This is a genomic window from Micromonospora sp. 4G55, from assembly GCF_016803375.1.
This window is the reverse complement of the sequence record NZ_JAEVHN010000705.1, coordinates 1-3,071: the sequence shown is the minus strand read 5'-3', so window position 1 is coordinate 3,071 and position 3,071 is coordinate 1. Positions and strand designations below refer to the sequence as shown.

At 73.3% G+C, this 3,071-nt stretch carries 5 protein-coding genes and 1 pseudogene; 4 read left to right on the top strand and 2 right to left on the bottom strand.

Annotation, left to right across the window (positions count from 1 at the left end; translation table 11 throughout):
- The first annotated feature begins 122 nt into the window (after positions 1-122).
- The gene (locus tag JNW89_RS32715; protein WP_067300694.1) at positions 123-392 is read left to right on the top strand and encodes a DUF6458 family protein; all 270 of its coding nucleotides are present in this window, start codon (positions 123-125) and stop codon (positions 390-392) included.
- 67 nt (positions 393-459) lie between these two features.
- Here the strand turns inward: JNW89_RS32715 and JNW89_RS32710 are convergent, their stop codons facing one another.
- Positions 460-999, bottom strand: a complete 540-nt coding sequence (locus tag JNW89_RS32710) for a histidine phosphatase family protein (RefSeq protein ID WP_238451990.1) — start codon at positions 997-999, stop codon at positions 460-462.
- A 117-nt stretch (positions 1,000-1,116) separates the two neighbouring features.
- On the opposite strand from JNW89_RS32710, the gene JNW89_RS32705 reads away from it, so the two are divergent.
- A complete protein-coding gene (locus JNW89_RS32705; RefSeq protein WP_238451989.1) occupies positions 1,117-1,407 on the top strand; it encodes a DUF6458 family protein in 291 nt (96 codons plus the stop codon).
- Positions 1,408-1,471: 64 nt separating this feature from the next.
- Here the strand turns inward: JNW89_RS32705 and JNW89_RS32700 are convergent, their stop codons facing one another.
- Complete coding sequence (locus JNW89_RS32700) at positions 1,472-2,149, bottom strand: hemolysin III family protein (RefSeq protein WP_238451988.1); 678 nt, start codon at positions 2,147-2,149, stop codon at positions 1,472-1,474.
- 108 nt (positions 2,150-2,257) lie between these two features.
- On the opposite strand from JNW89_RS32700, the gene JNW89_RS32695 reads away from it, so the two are divergent.
- Both JNW89_RS32695 and JNW89_RS32690 read left to right on the top strand, forming a co-directional pair.
- Entirely contained in the window at positions 2,258-2,869 is a 612-nt protein-coding gene (locus JNW89_RS32695) for an allophanate hydrolase subunit 1 (protein WP_238451987.1), read from the top strand.
- A gap of 5 nt (positions 2,870-2,874) precedes the next feature.
- Positions 2,875-3,071 (top strand): annotated as a pseudogene (locus tag JNW89_RS32690) (allophanate hydrolase subunit 2 family protein); the annotation flags it as partial.

Sequence of the window (3,071 nt, the reverse complement as noted above, 5' to 3'; positions counted from 1 at the left end):
GGGCGATGACCCACCCGCGTGGCGGCACCTTGAGCTCCGCGCCGACGGTGACGATCACGGCGGCGTGGGCCGTCTGGTCGCTGTTCCACCCGCCGGCACCGCCGCTCGTGGGTGCAGCGCACATGGGCATTGGTAGCGGAATCTTTCTCATCGCGCTGGGCGCGATCATGACCTTCGCCATCCGGGCCAACGTCTGGTGGATCGACCTGCGCGCGGTCGGCTGGGTGTTCATCCTGGCCGGGCTGGCCGTACTGCTCACCACGCTCTGGTTCTGGCAGGACCGGCGCAAGCGGGCACGCACGCTGATCGTGGAGGAGAACCGCCTCTCCCATCCGACCGCGATGATGCCGCCACCGCCCGACCCGCCGCCGCCCACCGCGCCACCGTCCTGACCCGCCGCCCGCGCTGCCGTCCACGCGCTGCCTACCCGGAGGTGCGGTCCGGGGAAGACCTACCGGCTCAGCCGCGGGCGGTGTGGCGGTTCACGATCGCCGCGCCGCCCGGTGCCAGGTCCGCCCACGGCGTCGCGGCCCGGTGCACCACCAGGTCGGTGGTCCGCAGCCCCTCGGGATCCGCCCGTTCCGGGTCGAGCAGCGCCGACAGCAGCGAGATGCCGGGATTGTGGGCGATCAGCAGGACCGTCCGGGCCGTCGGCTCGGCCGCCCGGACCAGGGCGAGCAGCTCGTGCGGCTGCGCCTCGTACGCGGTCGGCTCGTAGCGCACCACGGGTGACGACCCCGCCGGTCCCCCTTCCGGCGGGGATCCCGTCATGCCCATCGCCACGTCGTGCCAGGTCTGCCGGGTGCGCCGGGATGACGAACAGAGCACCACCTCAGGCAGCAGGCCGTGCCGGGCCAGCCAGGCTCCGGCGGCGGCCGAGTCGGCGTGCCCGCGCGCGGTCAGGCGGCGTTCGACGTCCGGGGCGTCCCCGGCGGGTAGTTCGGCCTTGGCGTGCCGGAGCAGCACCAGGGTCCGTTCCTCGGCGTGGGCGTCCGTCATGCGCCCAGCTTGCCTGATTGGCGATCGGAGCGTCTGGGTAAGTCGATGTGTGCCGCACGCTCACCGATGGCCGCGGCGGGTCGGATACGCCAGTGGACATGCCAAGGAGGCGACATCATGGGCATCGGTGCCAGCATCTTCCTCATCGCGCTGGGCGCGATCTTCGCGTTCGCCATCGACGCGAACCTGGGATGGCTCAACCTGAACGTCGTCGGCTGGGTGCTGATGCTCGCCGGCCTCGCCGGGCTGCTCACCACCCTCTACTTCTGGAACACCCGCCGCCGTACGGTGGTGGCCACCCCGGTGCGCGAGGACCGGGTGGTGGCCGACCGGGTCGTGCCGGTGCAGGACGACCGGGTGGTGCGGGAGGAGTACCGCGAGGTGCGCCGCCCCGGCTACCCGGCCTGATCCCCGCAAGCAGACGTCGGGGCCCCGCAAGGGGCCCCGCGTCATGTCCGGGGGAGCTTCGGGCTCAGGCGAAGAGCGCGAAGTAGATGGCGATGTGGTGGCAGAGCGCCGCGAGCAGGGTGCAGGCGTGGAAGAACTCGTGGTGGCCGAAGACGGTGGGCCACGGGTTCGGCCGGCGCAGCGCGTAGAAGACCGCGCCGACGCTGTAGACCGCGCCGCCGACGGCGAGCAGGACCAGCGCGGTCACCCCGCCCTGGTGCAGGATCTGCGGCAGCATCGCCACCGAGACCCAGCCGAGTGCCAGGTAGAGCGGCGCGGACACCCAGCGGGGCGCGTGCGGCCAGACCAGCTTCAGCGCCACGCCGGCCAGCGCCCCGCCCCAGACCACGCTGAGCATGATGGTGGCCATCCGGCGGTCGAGCAGCAGCGCACAGAACGGCGTGTAGGTGCCGGCGATGAACACGAAGATCATCGAATGGTCCAGCCGGCGCATGATCTGGTAGCCCCGCTCCGACCACACCCGCCGGTGGTAGAGGGCGCTGGTGCCGAAGAGCCCGCAGACGGTGAGGCTGTAGATCAGGCAGCTCACCAGGGGTGCCCAGCCCGGGCGGGTGGCTGCGATCGCGCACAGGACGATGCCGCAGACGAGCGCGACGAAGAAGGCGTAGGTGTGCAGCCAGCCGCGCATCCGGGGCTTCCCGATGTCGACCGGCTTGAGCCGGAGCGGTGCGGAGGTGGTCACGGATACAGGTTACGACACCGTAGGTTACCTGCGGGTAGTGCGTCTGGTCACCGCCGCGTCGCATGTGCGCGGGCCCTGGTCGTCGGATCGATCGGGGAGGATGGCGGGATGCGGATCCGACCCGTCGGCCGACACGCTCTCCTGCTCGACTGCGACGACCCCGGCCAGGTGGAGGCGTGGCGTGCCGAGCTGTGGCGCCGCCGCGACGCCGGCGAGCTGAGCGCCGTCGAGATCGTCCCGGCTGCGGCGACGGTCCTGCTCGACGGCGTACCGGACCCGGCGGCCGTCGCCGCGCGGCTCGCCGGGTGGACCCCACCACCGGTCGCCGCCCCGGCCGCCGCCGCCGAGGTCGAGGTCCCCACCGGGTACGACGGGGAGGACCTGCCCGTCGTCGCCCGGCACTGGGGCGTGACCGTGCCCGAGGTGGTGCGACGACTGCGGGAAACGGAGTTCCGGGTGGCGTTCTGCGGTTTCGCGCCCGGGTTCGCGTACCTGACCGGACTGCCGCCGGAGTGGGCGGTGCCCCGGCTGCCCAGCCCGCGTACCCGGGTGCCGGCCGGGTCGGTGGCGCTCGCCGGGCCGTACGCGGGGATCTACCCGACCGCCTCACCGGGCGGGTGGCTGCTGGTCGGGCGCACCGAGCTGACCCTGTTCGACGTGCGCGCCGACCCGCCGGCCCGGCTCACCCCGGGCATCCGGGTCCGGCTGGTGGCCGCGTGATCGACGTGATCGAGGTACGCCGGGCCGGCCCGCTCACCACCGTCCAGGACCTCGGCCGGCCTGGGTACGCGCATCGTCGGCGTACCCCGGGTCGGGGGCACTGGACCCGGCGGCGCTGGCGCTGGCCAACCGCCTGGTGGGGAACCCGGCCTCCGCCGCCGGCCTGGAGATCACCCTGACCGGCTGCGAGCTGCGGCCGACC